Here is a 17,908-nt window from a genome sequence, read left to right as displayed (position 1 = left end):
GAACGTAGCCGCGCGTTCAGGAAGGTGACGCGTCAGGCGACACACGTGGTGATCCAGGCCGTGACCCAAGCGGCGACCGCGCTGCGGACGACACAGGCAGCAGCGCCACGCCCGCTTCACCGCCCAGCGCAAGCTCGCCATGCCCGGCGTCGACCACAGCCGCGAGGCTCTGCACGCCACCCACCTTGCGCACCGCGAAGCTCTGTCCGTTATCGCGCGAGGTGACGATCGCGCCGCCCTGACCGACCAGCACCAGTTCGCCGTCCGCAAGTTGCACCGCGCCGAAGTAAGAGGTACCGACGCGGCTATCGATATGCGTCCACGTGTCGCCCTGATCCGTGCTGCGCAGCACATTGCCGCGCATGCCGTATGCAAGCCAGTCGCCATCAGCGAGCTTCAGGATTCCGAAAAGCGAGCCCTGATAAGGCACGGGGCGCTTCTCCCAGGTCGCGCCGTTGTCGGTTGAGCGCAGGAGCGTGCCGGTTTCGCCGGCGATCATCAGACGGCCGCTGGAATCGCCGGTAATCGCATTCAGGTGGCGGTCGTCAGCGGGCGTTTTCTGTAGAACCCAGGTAACGCCCGCGTCGTGTGAGACGAACAGTTGACCGAAGCTGCCGCTGGCGAATACCAACCCCTCGGCATTGCCCCACACCGACAGCAGCGGATCCGAATGCTTGCGATCGAAGCGCACTTCGCTCCAATGCGCACCGCCATCGACGGTGCGCACGATCCAGCCGTCATGCCCTACCGCAATGCCGATACGCGGCGAGATGAAGAACACTTGCGTAAGCGCCGATGCTTCGTCGGACGTCACAGCGGCTCGCCGCCAGGACGCGCCCGCATCGTCGCTCAGGAGGATCACGCCGCGCTCGCCCACCGCGACGAGGCGCGTACCTGCTCTGGCGAGGCCGTTGATCTGCAGGCGATCGGCCTGAATGCTCGTAGCCGCGAAAGCCGGCACCGGACGAGGCGAAAACGCAAACAACGCCGCGCCCAACACTGCCGCCGAAAGCAGCAAACCAGGTATTGTCGATTTCATTTTTTTGTCTCCTGTCGACCAGAGTTGGCGCTTTAGCGCTTACTCTGGTCCCATGCAAAGCTCTTACTCTGGTCCCATGCAAAGCTCTTACTCCGATCCCATGCAAAGCTCCGACCGCGGTCTATGCCGCTGTTTCGAAGAGTGCCGCGGCGCCCATGCCGCCGCCGACACACATCGTCACGACGACATAGCGCACGCCGCGTCGCCGCGCTTCGAGCAACCCGTGCATCGTCATGCGGGTGCCGGACATCCCGAACGGATGGCCGACCGAGATCGCGCCTCCGTTCACGTTCAGACGATCGGCAGGAATATGCAGTTGATCGCGGCAGTAAATGACCTGACACGCGAACGCCTCGTTCATCTCCCACAGGCCAATGTCGCTTACCGTCAACCGATGACGCGCCAGCAGTTTCGGTACCGCGAGCGCCGGACCGATGCCCATTTCGTCGGCTGCACAGCCTGCCACCGCCATGCCTCGGTAAATACCGAGCGGCTTCAATCCACGCTGCTTCGCCTCCGCTGCGCTCATCACGACCACCGCTGCCGCACCGTCGGACAGTTGCGACGCGTTGCCGGCCGTGATGAACTCACCCTGCGCGACCGCTTCGCCGCCACTCCAAACTGGCTTCAGCGCGGCAAGACTGGCCGCGCTCGTATCGGCGCGATTGCATTCGTCGCGCGTAGCCCGCACGCTTTCGATACCAACCTGCTTACCTTCCTTGTCGAACAGCGCGCGCTGCGCCTCGAGCGGCACAATCTCTTCGTCGAAGCGGCCCGCCGCCTGCGCCGCGGCCGTGCGCTGCTGGCTCGCCAGCGCGTATTCGTCCTGCGCTTCACGCGAGATGCCGTAACGGCGCGAGACGATTTCCGCCGTTTCGATCATCGCCATGTACGCGGCCGGTTGATACGCGAGCACTGCATCTGAACGCGCCCGGTACGCATTCTTGTGTTTGTTCTGCGTCAGCGTGATCGACTCAACCCCGCCCGCCACCACGATTCGCGCGTCGCCGCACAGGATGTTTTGTGCGGCCGTCGCGATCGTCATCAACCCCGACGAGCACATCCGGTCCATCGCCATGCCCGGTACCGACGCCGGCAAACCCGCTGCAGCCGCCGAGAGCCGGCCGATGTTGTAGCCCTGGGTGCCCTGTTGCGCGGCGCAGCCCATCAACACGTCGTCAATATCGGCGGTGTCGAGTTGTGCGCGCTCGACAGCGGCACGCACCACGTGGCCGCCGAGTGCGGGCGCTTCGGTGTCGTTGAACACGCCGCGAAATGCCTTGCCGATCGGTGTGCGCGCAACCGAGACGATGACCGCTTCGTTCATAAACTATTCCTCTACGGGTTCTACAGCTTTCTTCGGGTTTCTACAGGTAGTAGCGGCTGATGGTGTCGGCCACGCAACCCGGTTTCGTCTCGCCGTCGATTTCCACGGTCACACGAATCCAGGCCTGCACGCCGCCTTCGATCGCTTCGGCGCGCAGCAACAGGCCCACGCCGCGGATACGCGCGCCGGCTCGCACCGGTGCGGGGAAACGGATCTTGTCGCAGCCATAGTTGACGCCGAGCCGCGCGCCGTCGACACGCACGATCTGCGGCAGGAAGAAATTGACGAGCGAGAGCGTGAGAAAACCGTGCGCAATGCAGCCGCCAAACGGGCCATGCTGGGCGCGTTCCGGGTCGACGTGAATCCACTGGTGATCGAGCGTCGCGCCGGCGAACAGATCGATGCGCGGTTGATCGATCGTGAGCCACGCGCTTGCCCCGAACGCTTCACCCACTGCGGCCATCAGCCCTTCGGGATGGGCGAATACGCGAGCGGGCTGGCTATGGTCGCCAACGTTGCCCATGCCGCCGATTCCACTGGTGCCGCTGATGTCGTTGACTTCAGCCATAGCGTTATCCATCACGCGTGCTGACTGCTGACCGACAGCACTTCACCGGTCATATACGACGCGTAGTCGCTTGCCAGAAAGACCATCACGTTCGCCACCTCCCACACTTCCGCGGCGCGTCCGAATGCTTCACGCGACGCCAGTTGATCGAGTAGATCGGCCGAAGCCGATTTCTTCAGAAAATCGTGCAGTGCAATACTCGGCGCCACTGCGTTGATGCGCACACCGTACGGCGCGGCTTCGAGCGCGGCACAGCGCGTAAACGCCATCACACCGGCCTTCGCCGCGGCGTAATGCGCCTGTTCCGCCTGCGCACGCCAGCCGAGCACTGACGCGTTGTTCACGATCACGCCACGGCCACGCTGCTGCATGTGCGGCAAGATCGCGCGCGTCATGCGGAAGGTGCCAGTGAGGCTAATGTCGATCACCCGCGACCATTCGGCATCGTCCATTTCGACGATGCGACGCGCGCCGCCAAGCCCGGCGTTATTGATCAGCACGTCGACGCCTTGCATCTTGTCCTCAGCGTCCGCGACCAGCGCGCGTACATCCTCTTCCACCGAGACGTTGCACAAACGCCCGTAGATCGCCCCCAAACCCGTTTCGGCGCGCAAGGTTTCGACTGCCTGCGCGAGGCGCCGCTCGTGGATGTCAGAGATGAAGAGCGCGCGGCAGCCCTCTTCCGCGCAGCGTTTGGCGGCGGCAAAGCCGATGCCGACCCCGGCGGCCGCGGTAATCAGCACGGATTTGCCCGCCAGCAGTTGATGGCCCGGCACATAGGCAGGCGCGGTCCGCACCGTTTGGGATTCGTTCATAGCGCTCCTCGGGGTTCTCTCGGCATGCCGAGCCCGCGCTCGGCCATGATGTTCAATTGGATTTCGTTGGTGCCGGCGTAGATCGTGTCGGCTCGCGAGAAAAGAAACACGCCCTGCAAGCGGGTACGTTTCGCGTCGGCGCTATCGATCAGGTTGGCGTTGAGGCCAAGCACATCCATCGCCAGTTGGCCGAGCTCACGATGCCAGTTCGACCAGTAGTATTTGTAGATCAGCGCTTCACGGCCCAACGCGCTGCCGCTTTCATCGGCACCGGCGCCCGCCAGCATGCGCAGCGCGTTGTAGCGCATCACGCGTAAGCCGGCCCACGCGCGCGCGATCCGTTGACGAATCAGCGGATCATTCGCGGCACCCGCTTCATGCGCCGCGTCGACCACCCATTCGAGTTCACGAATGAACTGCATCTGCTGGCCGAGCGTGGACATGCCGCGCTCGAAACCGAGCAGCGTCATCGCAATGCGCCAGCCATCGCCGGGCACGCCGACCAGATCTTCTGCTGCGGCGAGTGCGCCGTCGAAGAACACTTCATTGAATTCGGCGCCGCCGTTCAATTGTTTGATCGGACGAATCTCGATGCCGGATTGATCGAGCGGCATCAACAGGAACGACAGCCCGCGATTGCCGCGCGATTCCGGATCAGTGCGCGCGATTACAAAGATCCAGTCGGAATCGTGCGCGAGCGACGTCCAGACTTTCTGGCCGTGCACGCGCCAATTGCCGTTTTCGTCGCGGACTGCACGCGTGCGGACATTCGCGAGATCGGAACCCGCGCCCGGTTCCGAATAGCCCTGGCACCAGAACTGCGTGCCGTTCAGGATGCCGGGCAGAAAACGCTTGCGTTGATCTTCAGTACCGCACGCGATCAAGGTGGGCCCGAGCAACCCTTCACCGATATGACCCATGCGCCCTGGACCACCGGCGCGTGCGTATTCCTCGTGAAAAGCCACTTGTTCTGCGACGGACATCGCCCGGCCGCCATGTTCGGCGGACCAGCCCAGACCGGTCCAGCCGCCGCTTGCCAGTTCACGTTCCCATTTCTTGCGCAGCGCCGGATACGCTTCTTCGTCGCCAGGACCACCACGGTATTGCAGGCAGGCGAACTCGCCACGCAGATGCGTGCTCATCCAGTCGGCGACTTCCACGCGCAAGCGATGCTGTTGCGTTTCGCTGTTCATCAAAGGACTCCCGCGAGGACGGCTTGCGCGTGGTCGTCATGAGCGAGTGGCAGCGGCAGCTCTACGCTCGAAGCCTCGCCGCGGTCGATCACCTGCTCCGCGATGAACGACAGCATCTGCGCGGTCGTGCCGAATTGCGCGCTGCAAGCTTGTGCGCGCTTGAAATACAGTTGAGGGTCGTATTCCCACGTGAAGCCGACGCCGCCGTGCAACTGGATCGCTTCCTGAGCGCAGAAGCGGAACGCGTCGTTGGCGGTGGCTTTTGCTGTGGCGATATCGGCAAGCACATCCGGTGGTAAGGAACCGCCTGACTGATTGCACATTTGGTTCGGCACCTGAGTTCGCACTTGATCCCACGCCTGCGCCGCGCCGAGCACGGCCGAACGGGCCGCTTCTATTTCGACCATCATCTGCGCGCAACGATGTTTGACCGCCTGAAACGACGCAATCGCGCGCCCGAATTGCACGCGCTCTGTCGTGTAGGCAAGCGTGAGGTCGAGGCATTGCTGCGCGCCGCCGAGCTGTTCGGCGGCCAAGGCTAGCGCCGCAAACCATGCGGTAACCGAGAGCGCGCGTTCCACCTCGCGACCGCAAGCCAACAGCGCGTCACGCGGCACATCAATCGCTTTCAACTCGATACGCGCCAACGGACGTGTCGCATCGAGTGTCACGAGCGGTGTGCGAGTGAGACCAACAAGATCAGCGCAGTTCAATTCGAACAGCGCGATGGTTTGCGCTTCGTTCGCGATCAAAGCGGGCACCAGCAACAGATCGGCGCTCGCACCATCGAAAACATGTGACAACGTCCCCGACAGACGGTATCCGTCTGCCGTCTCTTCCGCATACGCCGAAACCACCGGCGCATAAGAACCGGGCACGGTGCGCACAGAATCCATCCTTGCCTCGAATCCAGCCCCCGATTGCAACGCCAGCGTCGCACTCACCTCGCCGCTTGCGATTCGCGAAAGCCATTCACGAGCGGCCTCGGATTCGCACTGCGCCAGTGCCGTCGCCGCCAGGCACACCGTACTGAAGTAAGGCACGCAGGCGAGGCGCCGCCCCATCTGCTCCATCAGCAACACCAGTTCCATCGCGCCCAGACCCGCGCCGCCCACCGCTTCCGGCACGGTCAGCGCGCACCAGCCGAGTTCGCTGGCGAGCGTGTGCCACAGACCATCGTCGCGGCCGGCGCTGTGTTCGATCGCCTGCCGGACCGCAGCCGATGCGCTGCGCTCGGCCAGCACCTCAGCCGCAGAATCGCGGATCATGGTTTGTTCTTCGGAGAGAGCGAGGTTCATCGCATCAGCTTCCGTAGACTTGCTGCGCCGGCCGGCGTTGGGCGACCAGCGCCGCCACCGCATCGCCCAATGCAGTGACTTGCCAGCGTGCACCGATGTCGACGCGCGGCCCCGTGCGCCAACCCTCGGCGATCGCGATCATGCCGCCCGCCGCTTCGAACACCTGTCCGTTGACCTCGCGTGATTGCGCGCTGCCGAGCCAGACAACCAGCGGCGCGACGTTGGCCGGATCGAAGTAATCGAAGCCGTCGGCGGGCTTTTGCATCATCTCGGCGAACACGCCTTCGGTCATCGAAGTGCGCGCCGCCGGAGCCAACGCGTTCACTCGTACACCGTAACGTTGCAATTCCGCGGCCTGCATCAACGTCAATGCCGCAATTGCCGCCTTGGCCGCGCCATAGTTCGCCTGGCCGATCGACCCTTGCAGACCCGCACCCGAACTCGTATTGACGATGCGCGCATCCACCTCGCGCCCCGCCTTCGACGCATCACGCCACTCGCGCGCCAGCAGTTGCGCAAGACAGAAATGCCCGCGCAGATGCACCCGCATCACGTCGTCCCAATCGGCTTCGGTCATGCTGGTGAACATCCGGTCGCGACAGATGCCCGCGTTGTTCACCACCACATGAATCTCGCCGAACGCCTCGCGCGTGGCGTCGATGATGCGTTGCGCCGTGTCGATGCGCGTAATGTCGTCGGCGTTCGCCAATGCCCGGCCGCCAGCTCGCGCGATCTCGTCGCAGACCGCTCGCGCGGCCTCCTGACGAATATCGTTGACCACCACCGCCGCCCCCTCGGCGGCAAACGCCAGCGCATATTCGCGTCCCAACCCTCCACCCGCACCGGTGATGATCACGGTGCGGTCGTTGCAGATTCCCATGCTTGATCCTCGTAAACAGACATGCACTCAGTGACGCTTTTAAAGGCGTTCGATGATCGTGACGTTGGCAAGACCACCGCCCTCGCACATCGTTTGCAAGCCGTAGCGACCTTGCGTGCGTTCAAGCTCGTGCAGCAGCGTCGTCATCAACCGCGCGCCGGTTGCGCCGAGCGGATGACCAAGCGCGATCGCGCCGCCGTTTGGATTGGTCTTCTCGTGCGGATAACGCATTTCGGCAAGCCACGCGAGCGCCACCGAGGCAAACGCTTCGTTCAGCTCCACCACATCGATATCGTCCAGCGTGAGGCCAGATTTGCGCAATGCGTGACGTGTCGCGGGAATCGGTGCGGTGAGCATCCATAGCGGATCGTCGCCGAGCACGCTCAAGTGATGGATGCGGGCACGCGGTGTGAGGCCGTAACGCTTCAGCGCATCTTCGGAGACGACCAGCAGCGCCGCCGCGGCATCGCAGGTCTGACTCGAGACAGCCGCCGTTAGCGCGCCGCCTGGCATGAGCGGCTGAAGCGATGCCATCTTCGCGAGCGTGGTGTCCTTGCGCGGCGTCTCGTCGTGAACAACGCCCGCGAACGGCACGATTTCGCGCTTGAAGTAATCGCCTTCGATCGCTGCCAGCGCGCGCCGGTGGCTCTCCAGCGCGTACTGCTCCATCGCTTCACGCGACAGGTTCCAGTGATCCGCGATCCGTTGCGCCGCATGGAACTGCGAAACTGGCGCGTCGCCAAAACGCGCGCGCCAGCCGATGCTGCCCGAGAACGGATCGGTGAAACCGAGCGGCTCGGCCGCCGTCATCGCCGACGAAATCGGAATCCGCGTCATGGTCTGCACACCGCCCGCGACCACCACATCCTGCGTGCCGCTCATCACGGCCTGTGCGGCAAAATGCACGGCCTGCTGCGACGAACCACATTGGCGGTCCACGGTGACGCCGGGCACCGTCAACGGCAAACCCGCGGCGAGCCAGCAGGTGCGCGCGATATTGCCCGCCAGCGGGCCAATCGTATCGACGCAGCCGAACACCACGTCGTCGTACTCATCGGCGGGAATGCCGTTACGGCCGACCAGTTCCTTCAGCACGAAGCCGCCGAGATCCGCAGCATGTACCTGCGCGAGTCCGCCTTTGCGGCGGCCGGTCGGGGTGCGCAACGCATCGACGATATAAGCCTGTTTCATCACGATTCCAGTTCGAAAGTGCGAGCCGGTCCGATCGGAGTACTTGACCCGATCAGCGCGTCGGCTACGCGGGCTTTGTGAAACGTCGTGTCGCCCCAACTGCCGGAGAGCGCCCAGATGCGTTTCATGAAGATCTGCAGGTCAAGCTCCCACGTGTAGCCAATCGCACCGTGCACCTGCATCGCATGGCGCGCGGCGAGCTGCGCCGCAGCGGTGGCAGCAAGCTTCGCGTGGGAGACATACAGCGCACGGTTCGGGTCGTTGTCGGCGATCGCGCAGGCGGCCCGATACACCACCGGTCGCGCGAACTCATAGCGGATCGCCACGTCGGCGAGCAGATGCTTGAGCGCCTGATACGAGCCGATCGGCTTGCCGAATTGCTTGCGTTGCGCGCTATAGTCGATCGCGACATCGAGCACGCGTTGCGTAAGGCCGAGCAATTGCGCGGCGACGGCGAACGCACCCCGATCGAGTGCGCGCGCCAGCAATGGCTGCGCCTCGCTAGCGGTGGCTACCCGTGTGCTCGCCGTCGCCTGCCAGTCAAGTTCGAACAGCCGACGCGAAGGGTCGATACTCTGCACCGCATTCAAGCTGCAAGCGTCGGGCGTAAGCCAATGCAATTCGCCATCCCGCTCGCATAGCAAAACCTGCGCGACGTGCGCATCGCTGACATACGGATTCACCGGATGCGTAATCGCCACGCGCGCCGTTCCCGCCGCGATATCGCGCAGCAGCGCATCGCGTTGCGCGCCGGCGGGCAAATCTTCCAGCATGCCAACGGCCACGAGCGCCGTCTCGAGCAACGGCTCCGGTCCCGCAAAATAGCCATAGGTCTGCGCGAGCAGCGCCCACTCCACGTCACCGAGCCCCAACCCGTCGTGACTTTCCGGCACCGACACGGCCGTCAGCCCTTGCGAGGCGAACATGTCCCACATGCGCTCCGAACGACCCGTAGGCGTGCTCCACAACTCGCGGATCAGCTCCGGCGTCATTTCCGTCATCAGAAAGCGCTTGACGCTGCTCGCCAGTGCTTCCTGATCTTCGTTGAATACGAAATCCATAGTTCCTCGCTCAATCCTTTAAGCGTCTGAATGCGGGCTGCAGCGGGTTGCATTCCGCCTGCAACAACGGCATCACGACCGCGGCATCCCCAGCATCCGTTCCGCGACGATGTTGCGCTGGATCTCGTTGGTGCCCGCATAGATCGGCCCGGCCTGAGCGAACAGGAAACCGTCGAGCCAACTGCCGAGCGCCGCGTGTTGCTCGTGCGACTGCGGCACGACCTCGGCATGCGCGCCGAGAATATCGAGCGCGGTTTGATGCATGCGCAGATCGAGTTCGGACCAGAACACCTTATTGGTACTCGACTCCGCGCCAATGTGACCGCCCTTCTGCAAACGGCTCGCGGTGGCGTAGGTGGAGAGCGCGTAGGCCTGCGCATCCATCCACGCGCTGATCACCCGGTCGCGCAAGGTCGGATCGCGGTCGGCTTGCGCGCGGTGCGCCAGATAAAGCGCGCGCAACGCTTCGGCGGTACGTTGGAAACGCGCGGGCGAGCGCAGCATCAAGCCGCGTTCGAATCCGGCGGTTGCCATGGCGACCTGCCAACCCATGCCTTCACCGGCGAGACGGTTCTCGACCGGCACCCGCACGTCGTCGAAGAAAATCTCGGCGAAACCGGTGTGGCCGTTCAACTGACGAATCGGCCGCACAGTGATGCCTGGTGTCGAGAGCGGCATCATCAGGAAAGTCAGCCCGTGGTGACGGGTGGATTGCGGATCGCTGCGAAACAGGCCGAACAGCCAGTCGGCCCACACCGCGCGAGTCGACCAGATCTTCTGGCCGTTCAGGATGTATTCGTCGCCCCTGCCTTCATGGGTGCGGATGGCACTCGCGCGGATCGCGGCCATGTCGGAGCCTGCGTTGGGCTCGGACCAGCCTTGCGCCCATACGTGTTCGCCCGCCGCCATCGCCGGCAGAAAGCGGGCCTTTTGCTCGTCCGTGCCGAAGTCCATCAAGGTCGGACCGAGCAGGAAAATGCCGTTCTGATTCACGCGCATCGGTGCATCGGCGCGCCAATATTCTTCTTCGAAGATCAGCCACTCGATCAGATCGCAACCGCGTCCACCGAGTTCGCGTGGCCACGTCACCATGCTCCAGCGGCCCGAATGCAGCGTGCGTTCCCATGCCCGGTGCGCGGCGAAACCCGCTTCGGTGTCGAAGCTCGGCAGCGGTTCGCGCGGCACGTGGGCCGCGAGCCAGCTGCGAATCTCGGCGCGGAACGCGCGTTGCGCCGGCGTGTAGTCGAGCTTCATGCGCGCGCTCCGGCTTTGCGTTCGGCGTCATTGGCACCATTGAACTGCGCGTCACGCTTTTCGACGAAGGCCGAACGTGCTTCCACCGAATCGTTCGTCATATACGCCTGCAATGTGAAGCCCTGCTCCCAGCGGTATTTGTCTTCAAGGTCGCCGTCTTCGACACCGTTTAGCGCTTCTTTCGCGAGTTGCAGCATCGCAGGGCTTTTCGCGGCTATCTTGCGGGCGATCTCGAACGCCGCCTCGCGCAGTTGTGGGCGCGGCACCACGCGCTCGATCGCACCGAGCCGATAGGCTTCGGCGGCGTCGACCATGTCGCCCGTGAAATACATCGCGCGCACTTTCTGCACGCCGAACATGCGCTGGAGATGGGCGCCACCACCCATCGCGCCGCGGTCGATCTCGGGCACGCCGAAGCTCGCGCAGTCGGACGCGACGATCACGTCCGCCGCACCGCAAATGCCGATGCCCCCGCCCAGCACAAAACCATGCACTGCGACGATCACCGGCTTCGGATTGCGGTGCACCGCGCGAAAGGTCGCGTAATTGCCGGCGTTGACCGCGACGATCCGTTCGGGATGTGCCGCCAGTTCCTTGATATCGACACCCGCGCAAAATCCGCGCCCTTCACCGCGCAGCACGATCACGTGCACGCTGTCGTCGCGGCCGAGGGCGTCGATTGCGTCGGCTAGCGCTTGCCAGCCGCGTGCATCGAGCGCATTGACTGGCGGCTGGTCGATCACCAGTTCGCCGACGCCGCCTTCGCGTTCGATTCTGAACGGCAGCGAGCGGACGCTATTGTTGGGTTCTGTCATATCTCCGTCCCTGGTGAATGATCTGGATTTACTTTATGGGGTCATGCGCTGGGTCATGCGCTGGGTCACGCGTGGTGTCGTGCAGCGGCGCATACCCTGGATCGTGTGTTCGTCATCGGTCGATTCACGCGTGAACCCGCGCGCCGCGCATCGCCGCCAGCGCATCGAGCCGCGCCACGGCTTCGTCGACGATCCGCGCGATCAAGGTCTCGCACGATTCGATCGCGCCGATCACCGCGGCGACCTGACCGCTTGGCAGCACGCCCTCATCCGGCTTACCGTCGACGATGGCGCGCTGAATCAGAAACGGTGCATTCGCCGCCATCAGCGTCTGGCTCGCGGTGTAGCTGTGATCGCGCAGTGCCTTGAAGCCGAGCGCGGCCATCTGGCTCAGACTCATGCCACTCTGGCGGCGCCACGCTTCAGCCGTGCGCAACGCGAAGAGCGTGCGGCGCAGCGGGCCGAATGCTTCAAGGCGCAGCAAATAGGAGTTGTCGATCATTCGCTGCGGCAAGCCGTCCAGCGCCGCGGACACGCGGATTTGCGAAGGGTCGTTGACCTCCACGTAGCGCGCGAGCGTCGAACGCGGTACTGGCGACTCTTCGGCCATCAGAAAGCGCGTGCCCATCGCAATACCTGACGCGCCGTAGCCAAGCGCCGCCGCAAGACCGCGTCCGTCAAAGAAACCGCCTGCTGCGATCACCGGCACATTCACTGCATCCAGCACTTCAGGCAGCAACAGTGTGGTCGGCATCGAACCGGTATGGCCACCGCCTTCAGCGCCTTGCACGGTGACCGCATCGGCACCCAGCTCGACCGCTTTGGCCGCGTGTTTCGGTGCGCCGACGGTGGGAATGCACATCACACCCGCGTCCTTGAAGCGGCGGATCGTCTTCGCGTCCGGCCCGCGGCCGTAGCTCACGGCGCGCAGCCGGTGCTTGATCGCCAGATCGACCACCTGTGCCGCGTTCGGCTGGAACATATGGAAGTTGATGCCGAACGGTTTGTCCGTCAGTGCCTTCACCCGCAGGATTTCTGCCTCCACGCGATCGGCTTCGAGCGTCGCGCCGGCGAGAAAACCGAAACCGCCCGCATTACAGGTCGCAGCGACGAGCCTGGCATCGGCGACCCACCCCATCGCCGTCTGCACGATCGGATAGCGACAGCCGAGCAGATCGCACAAGGGCGTATGCAACGTTGCGCTCATGCGGCTTCTCCGTCGGCTTTTACATCGCTGACGGCAGCGGGACCGGGCCGCTGCGACTCGGCCATCTTGCGGGCGTCGTAACCACCCAGCTTGTCGCCGCTCACCAGTTCGTTGTGCGCATGCGCGAAGTGGTGCCATGCAAAGGCCGCATCCATCGCCGCGCGTTTGCCTTGCAATTCTTCGACGTGATTCACAGCCTGCTTGGTCAGCGCCAACCCGAGCCGCGGCATGCGCGCGATCTTCGCGGCGATTTCCGTCGTGGTGTCCTGCAAGCGCTCGCGCGGCACGACACGATTGACCATGCCCATCTGATACGCGCGCGCCGCGTCCATGCGTTCGCCGAGAAACAGAAACTCCTTGGCGATGCGTGGATTCAATTCATACGCATGCGCAAAATACTCGACGCCTGGAATGCCCATGCGCACGACTGGATCGGAAAAGAACGCGTCGTCCGAGGCGACGATCAGATCGCACACCCACGCCAGCATCAGGCCGCCCGCCACGCACGCGCCCTGCACCATCGCGATGGTCGGCTTGGGCAGATCGCGCCAGCGACGGCACATGCCGAGATAGACCTCCTGTTCACGGGCGTAGAGAAACTCGCCGCCTTCCTTGCCGACATGGTCATACCAGAGCGAGGCGCGCTCGAACGACTGGTCGATGTCACGGCCCGGTGTGCCGATGTCGTGACCCGCGGAAAAATGCTTGCCCGCGCCGGCAAGAACGATAACCTTCACCGCATCGTCGTTCGACGCACGCTTGAACGCGGCGTCGAGCGCATACGTCATCTTCGAGTTCTGCGCGTTGTGATACTCAGGGCGATTCATCGTGAGCGTGGCGATGCCGTCGCTCACGCAATACTCGACGACGCTTTCGTGGGTGGCTTCCATGATGTCCCTCACACGCGGCGCGGCGCGGGGTTGTTGCGCACGACGCCCGCACGCAGGTTGTGCGGATCGAGCGCGCGCACAATGCGCAGATCGTCGGCGCCCGGCGGCGGCGTCACATGCATGTCGGGATGCCTGTGCAATTCGAAGCCCGTCGCGTCCTGTACTTCGTCGAAGCTCACGCCGGGATGCAAGGAACGAACCTGCACTGCATGATTCGCACCGCCGAAGTCCATCACGCACAGATCGGTGATCACGCTGCGCAGATCGGTGAACGCGCGCATGCCGGGGATTTCACGCGCCGGGTTGTAGCCCACGCTGCACACCATATCCACTTCCCCGGCAACGAACGTACGCTTGCCGTGGCCGCTAATAAAAAACGAATTCGCGTGATTGATGCTGTTGCCCGGGAAACCGCGCGCGCCGAGCAATTGCGTTTTCGGGCGCGCATAGTCGTCGCCGAGCCAGGAGATGTTGGCCTGGCCGAAGCGGTCGATCTGCGTGGGCATCACCAACGCATGACGCTTGCCGTGCCACACACAATCGAACACACGCTCATAGGTCATCAGGCCGGATGCCTGCAGGCGATAATCCGCTTCACGCGGCCCGAGCGGCACCGGGCTTTCGACCAGATAGGCTTCACCGTCGGTGAGCATCAGACCCGCGTTGTAGGCCAGTCGCGCGAGCCCTGCGGCAAGACGCGGCCCGGTGCCGATACCCGTCGCCAGCACTTCGCCGTCATCACGCCAGACGCGCGCCGCCGCGGCAATCATCAGTTCGGCGAGGGAATAATCGAGAGAGTCGCTCATCTGCGCTCCATTACAGAATCGGCAACGGCAACGCCGCTACATGGGACCGGCCGCCCGCGCGCAGCAGATAGCCCGATTCGTCGGCGCCTACTACGTCACTCAGGTAAGCCGCTGTTTGCTGCGGATCTTCCGCGCTGGCGCAATACGTCTTCAGATGCGGCAAATCCCAGCCGTAGGCCGGCGCGCACGAAGTGGGATGCGCGCCGCACGGCGCGTGCACCACGCCACTCACGAGCGAACGTTCGAAGGTGTTACGGCGCGCGAGATCCAGATCCTCGCTCGCGAGCGTTTCGACCAACGTCTCGCTACTGACGAAGCACTGCTTCGCCGCGCGGGCGAACCATGCGTCGAAGAAAGGATCGGGACCGTCGATGCGCGTATTGCCCATCCTGTCCGCAGCATTCACGTGCAGCAACGCGGCATCGAGTTCAAGCGCGGGCATTGCCAGCAGCGTTTCGCCACCATAGGGCGATTCCACGGTTCGCAAATGCGGCGCGTGTTTCAGCAGATCAGTACCCAAGCCGACGCGCGTCGGCAAAAACGGCAGACGTGCGGCCGCTGCGCGCAGGCCGAGTTGCAGCAGGCCTTCGTCGAGTTCCCACACGTCGAGCGCGCCTTGCTCGCGAGCCCGGCGAAAATGCGGTTCGAGCGGAATCACGTCGAGCGATACGAAGCCGAACACCAGCTTGCGCACTTTCCCTGCCGCGCACAGCAGCCCGACGTCAGGGCCGCCATAGGCGACCACGGTGAGGTCCTTCAGATTCGAGCGGACAATCTCGCGCACAAGTGCCATCGGTTTGCGGCGGGGACCCCAGCCGCCGATGCCGATCGTCATGCCATCGGCGAGTTGCGCGACGGCGTCGCGCGCGCTGAGTGCTTTATCGAGTGGTTTCATGCGTTATTCCTGCAGGTTTCCTGCGTGTTTGCTGACTAGGGCCTAGCGGAATCCAACGCTGAAGTCGTGGCCCCACAGGCTCACGCGCGTCGCCTCGTAGACGCTGTGCTGCGCCCAGTCCACCGTCAGGCCACCGTAGCCGTACTCCAGATCGAAGCCGCCCGGCGTCTTCATGTAGAACGAGATCATGTGGTCATTGCAATGACGGCCGAGCGTCGCCGAGAGCTTCACGTTTTGCGCTGCAACCCGGTCGAGCCCGCGGCCCACTTCGTCCATCGAATTCACTTCCGCCATCACGTGGATGCAGCCGGACGGCACCGCGAGGTCCATAATCGCGAGGCTGTGATGACGCGCGTTTTTGCAATGCAGAAAATGGATGCGCTTTTCGGGCTCGGCGGGATCGTCGGTGAAGCGAACGCGAAAGATGTCGGAGAGTTCGAAGCCGAGCACGTCGCGCAGGAATGCGTCGGTCGCGTCGAACTGGGGTGCGGGCAGCACGGCATGACCGAGGCCCATTGCGCCGGTGACGAAACCGGACACGCCGAGCGGCGAGGTGAAGCGCCTGAAATCGGCGCGCACACCCCAGAAGAGCTCGTGCCGGTTGCCGGAGGGATCGGTACACCACACCATCGCCTGTACACGGCGCAGCGCGATCTCTTGCGCGCTGGCGCGGGTCGTTTTCACGCCGGCTTGCTCAAGAGCGCGGATCGCATCGTCGAACGCCGCCGCGTCGGCCAGTTCCCAACCCGATGCGAAGTAGCGATCGGCGTCGCCGGGCACGATCAGGTAGCGGAAATCGCGCTCGTCCATCTTCACATACAGCGCGCCATCCATTGCGTCTTGTGCCTGCATGCCCAGCACGTTTTCCGCATAGCCGCGCCATGTGCCGACATCCGCCGACTGCACGACGACGTAGCCTAAAGCCCGTACATCGATCATCTCCGACTCCTCCAGAAGCTGTTGTTGTCAGGCTTATTCTGGCGGTCCCGGGGGCGGCTAACATCGTCTGTTGGGACTAGCTTGTAGCGGTGTTTTCAGCGGTGTTTTCGTTGTTTTTGACGTCGCTCTCGACAGCTTCCCGCAAGCGGTATTTGAGCACCTTGCCAGCCGCGCTAACGGGCAGCTGATCGACCAGCGTGAGATGACGTGGCACCTTGTAGTTCGCCATGTTCCTGCGGGCCCAGTCGGTCAGTTCTTCCGGGCTCGCGTGCTCGCCCGAGCGCAGCACCACATACGCATGACCCACTTCGCCGAGCCGCTCGTCAGGCACGCCGACCAGCGCCACCTGCGCCACCGCCGGATGCGCGCTGAAGAGCCGCTCGATCTCCGCCGGATAACAGTTGAAACCGCCAACGATGAACATGTCCTTGATGCGATCCGTGATGCGCAGATAGCCGCGTTCGTCGAGCGTGCCGAGGTCGCCGGTATGCAGCCAGCCTTCTTCGTCGATTGTCTCGGACGTACTGTCCCGTTGGCCAAAATAGCCCTGCATCACGTTGTAACCACGAATCAGGATTTCCCCTGTTTCGCCCGTAGCAACCGCGTCGCCACTGCTGTCGGCGATACGGATCTCCACGCCGGGCATCGCACGGCCCGATGTATGAGCGACGGTCTCGGCATCGTCGCCGTTGCGGCACAGCGTGGCAAAACCGCATGACTCAGTGAGGCCGTAGCCCGTCAGCACGGTTTCGAAACCCAGTTGCGCGCGCATCCTTTCGATCAGGCTCGGTGCAATCGATGCCGCGCCCGTCACCGCGACTCGCAAAGACGACAGATCGCGCGTGGCCAGGTCCGGCATGTCGAGCAACGCGTGGTACAGCGTCGGCGGTCCCGGCAAAACGGAGACACGATCTCGCACAATGCGTTCGAGCACGCGCTCCGGGTTGAACACCAGATGCGGCAACACGGTCGCGCCGCTCGCGAACGCCGCGAGCCAGCCGGCCTTATAGCCGAACGCGTGAAAGAACGGATTGACGATCAGATAACGGTCGCTTTCGCGCAGCGTCGCTATCTGCGCCCAATCGTGAACCGCGTGCAGGTTCTGGCCGTGCGTCGTCATCACACCCTTCGGGCGGCCCGTCGTGCCGGACGTGAACATGATGTCCATCAGCGTGTCGGGGCGCACCGACGCTTCCCGGACGCGGAACGCTCCTATTGAGGTGCCAGCCGCGCGCAGCAGGAATGCGTCCCAGGTTTCGTCGCGGCCGCCGCTCGCTTCGGCTGCCGGGCCGTCGAACATCACGACCCGTTCAAGCGTGGCAGGACGATGTGCCGCCAGCATGACCGGATACGAATCGCCGAGGAAGGTGCCGCAGCAAAACAGCAGCCGCGCGCCGCTATCCTCGAGAATCGCCGCGGCTTCCAGCCCCTTCATGCGGGTGTTGATCGGCACCAGCGCCGCGCCCGCGCTATGAATCGCGAGTGCCGCCACGATCCATTCAGCGATATTCGGTGCCCAGATCGCGACGCGCTCGCCTGGCTGGATACCGCAACTCATCAACGCGCGCGCCGCGTCGATCCGCGCGGCGTCCAGTTGCGCATAGCTCAGGTTGCCCTGAACGGTTTCGATCGCGATACGCGTGCCGTAGCGCGCGGCGCCGCGCGCGATCAGCGCGGGCGTCGTCAGGATGGGGTTGAGCGTCATGGTGAATTCGATGGATACGGTTCGC

Annotated in this window: 17 protein-coding genes; all 17 read right to left on the bottom strand. The window is 63.9% G+C overall.

Going from position 1 to position 17,908, the window contains the following annotated elements:
- Window positions 1-16 precede the first annotated feature (16 nt).
- The 17 genes from PQQ52_RS04860 to PQQ52_RS04780 all read right to left on the bottom strand — a co-directional run bounded on the left by PQQ52_RS04860 (window position 17) and on the right by PQQ52_RS04780 (window position 17,883).
- Window positions 17-1,039 carry a WD40/YVTN/BNR-like repeat-containing protein gene (locus tag PQQ52_RS04860; RefSeq protein ID WP_408207368.1) on the bottom strand — a complete coding sequence of 341 codons (1,023 nt, stop codon included), beginning with the start codon at window positions 1,037-1,039 and terminating at the stop codon, window positions 17-19.
- Window positions 1,040-1,160: 121 nt separating this feature from the next.
- Window positions 1,161-2,366, bottom strand: coding sequence for an acetyl-CoA C-acyltransferase (locus PQQ52_RS04855; protein WP_408207366.1), 1,206 nt, complete (start codon window positions 2,364-2,366; stop codon window positions 1,161-1,163).
- A 40-nt stretch (window positions 2,367-2,406) separates the two neighbouring features.
- Complete coding sequence (locus PQQ52_RS04850; protein WP_408207740.1) at window positions 2,407-2,889, bottom strand: MaoC family dehydratase; 483 nt, start codon at window positions 2,887-2,889, stop codon at window positions 2,407-2,409.
- Window positions 2,890-2,945: 56 nt separating this feature from the next.
- A complete protein-coding gene (locus PQQ52_RS04845; protein ID WP_408207364.1) occupies window positions 2,946-3,749 on the bottom strand; it encodes an SDR family oxidoreductase in 804 nt (267 codons plus the stop codon).
- Window positions 3,746-4,942, bottom strand: a complete 1,197-nt coding sequence (locus PQQ52_RS04840) for an acyl-CoA dehydrogenase family protein (RefSeq protein WP_408207362.1) — start codon at window positions 4,940-4,942, stop codon at window positions 3,746-3,748. Before PQQ52_RS04840 ends, PQQ52_RS04845 begins: the two co-directional genes overlap by 4 nt.
- Window positions 4,942-6,240, bottom strand: coding sequence for an acyl-CoA dehydrogenase family protein (locus tag PQQ52_RS04835; protein WP_408207360.1), 1,299 nt, complete (start codon window positions 6,238-6,240; stop codon window positions 4,942-4,944). Before PQQ52_RS04835 ends, PQQ52_RS04840 begins: the two co-directional genes overlap by 1 nt.
- Before the next feature lie 4 nt (window positions 6,241-6,244).
- Window positions 6,245-7,120: an SDR family oxidoreductase gene (locus PQQ52_RS04830; protein WP_408207358.1), complete on the bottom strand. Its 876-nt coding sequence runs from the start codon at window positions 7,118-7,120 to the stop codon at window positions 6,245-6,247.
- A gap of 39 nt (window positions 7,121-7,159) precedes the next feature.
- Window positions 7,160-8,311: an acetyl-CoA C-acetyltransferase gene (locus PQQ52_RS04825; protein WP_408207356.1), complete on the bottom strand. Its 1,152-nt coding sequence runs from the start codon at window positions 8,309-8,311 to the stop codon at window positions 7,160-7,162.
- Complete coding sequence (locus PQQ52_RS04820) at window positions 8,311-9,372, bottom strand: acyl-CoA dehydrogenase family protein (RefSeq protein WP_408207354.1); 1,062 nt, start codon at window positions 9,370-9,372, stop codon at window positions 8,311-8,313. Before PQQ52_RS04820 ends, PQQ52_RS04825 begins: the two co-directional genes overlap by 1 nt.
- Before the next feature lie 72 nt (window positions 9,373-9,444).
- Window positions 9,445-10,626 carry an acyl-CoA dehydrogenase family protein gene (locus PQQ52_RS04815; protein WP_408207352.1) on the bottom strand — a complete coding sequence of 394 codons (1,182 nt, stop codon included), beginning with the start codon at window positions 10,624-10,626 and terminating at the stop codon, window positions 9,445-9,447.
- Window positions 10,623-11,441 carry an enoyl-CoA hydratase family protein gene (locus PQQ52_RS04810; protein WP_408207350.1) on the bottom strand — a complete coding sequence of 273 codons (819 nt, stop codon included), beginning with the start codon at window positions 11,439-11,441 and terminating at the stop codon, window positions 10,623-10,625. The genes PQQ52_RS04815 and PQQ52_RS04810 overlap by 4 nt, the downstream gene beginning before the upstream one ends.
- A 124-nt stretch (window positions 11,442-11,565) precedes the next feature.
- A complete protein-coding gene (locus PQQ52_RS04805) occupies window positions 11,566-12,648 on the bottom strand; it encodes an NAD(P)H-dependent flavin oxidoreductase (protein ID WP_408207348.1) in 1,083 nt (360 codons plus the stop codon).
- A complete protein-coding gene (locus PQQ52_RS04800) occupies window positions 12,645-13,538 on the bottom strand; it encodes an enoyl-CoA hydratase (protein WP_408207346.1) in 894 nt (297 codons plus the stop codon). Before PQQ52_RS04800 ends, PQQ52_RS04805 begins: the two co-directional genes overlap by 4 nt.
- An 8-nt stretch (window positions 13,539-13,546) precedes the next feature.
- The gene (locus PQQ52_RS04795; RefSeq protein WP_408207344.1) at window positions 13,547-14,344 is read right to left on the bottom strand and encodes a CoA-transferase subunit beta; all 798 of its coding nucleotides are present in this window, start codon (window positions 14,342-14,344) and stop codon (window positions 13,547-13,549) included.
- A gap of 10 nt (window positions 14,345-14,354) precedes the next feature.
- A complete protein-coding gene (locus PQQ52_RS04790; RefSeq protein WP_408207342.1) occupies window positions 14,355-15,239 on the bottom strand; it encodes a CoA transferase subunit A in 885 nt (294 codons plus the stop codon).
- A gap of 42 nt (window positions 15,240-15,281) precedes the next feature.
- The gene (locus tag PQQ52_RS04785; protein WP_408207340.1) at window positions 15,282-16,178 is read right to left on the bottom strand and encodes a VOC family protein; all 897 of its coding nucleotides are present in this window, start codon (window positions 16,176-16,178) and stop codon (window positions 15,282-15,284) included.
- 76 nt (window positions 16,179-16,254) lie between these two features.
- Complete coding sequence (locus PQQ52_RS04780) at window positions 16,255-17,883, bottom strand: FadD3 family acyl-CoA ligase (RefSeq protein ID WP_408207339.1); 1,629 nt, start codon at window positions 17,881-17,883, stop codon at window positions 16,255-16,257.
- Window positions 17,884-17,908 lie beyond the last annotated feature (25 nt).

The sequence above is a fragment of the Paraburkholderia sediminicola genome, from assembly GCF_046030555.1.
Classification (GTDB): domain Bacteria; phylum Pseudomonadota; class Gammaproteobacteria; order Burkholderiales; family Burkholderiaceae; genus Paraburkholderia; species Paraburkholderia sediminicola_E.
The sequence above is the reverse complement of the archived record's forward strand: the minus strand, read 5'-3'. Positions and strand labels throughout refer to the sequence as shown.